This window comes from Corallococcus sp. AB038B (assembly GCF_003668955.1).
GTDB lineage: Bacteria > Myxococcota > Myxococcia > Myxococcales > Myxococcaceae > Corallococcus > Corallococcus exiguus.
The window spans coordinates 1-394 of record NZ_RAWO01000323.1 but is presented as its reverse complement, the minus strand read 5'-3'; the positions used below and the strand labels follow the sequence as shown (position 1 = coordinate 394).

The following is a 394-nucleotide window of genomic DNA, read 5'->3' as shown; positions in this document are numbered from 1 at the left end:
CCGTTTATTTTGTTTCTCAGTTGAAATTTTGGTTTGATTTTCTTCAATACTTGAAGTTTTTTCTCGTTCTTTTTCTTCTTTTTTTCCTGTGAGGGAAGTTTCGCGTGAACAGATTTACTTAACGATCGAAATTTCTCCTTGGCTTTTTCGGTTAATGTTTTCGGTTTTTTCTGCTTTTTGAACGATTTGATTTTCTTGATGACTGTTGTTTTCAACTAAAATAGAAGGAGACATCAATGAGGAAAAGAAGTGAACGGATACGAACTTGTTCGCTTCTGGATTTGACAGCTTTTTGGACTTTAGCAGCTTTGTCTCCTAATGGTTCGACAAACTGATGTTGTAGTTTTGATTTGATTTGATCAGTTTTGGGTAGTGAGCCTTTGATTTCTTCGCT

General features: G+C 35.0%; 1 protein-coding gene. It reads right to left on the bottom strand.

Features of this window, described 5'->3' with window-relative positions; genetic code table 11:
• Positions 1-211: 211 nt before the first annotated feature.
• On the bottom strand, positions 212-394 hold a 183-nt coding region (locus D7Y04_RS46250; protein ID WP_233601884.1), incomplete at its 5' end, for a hypothetical protein.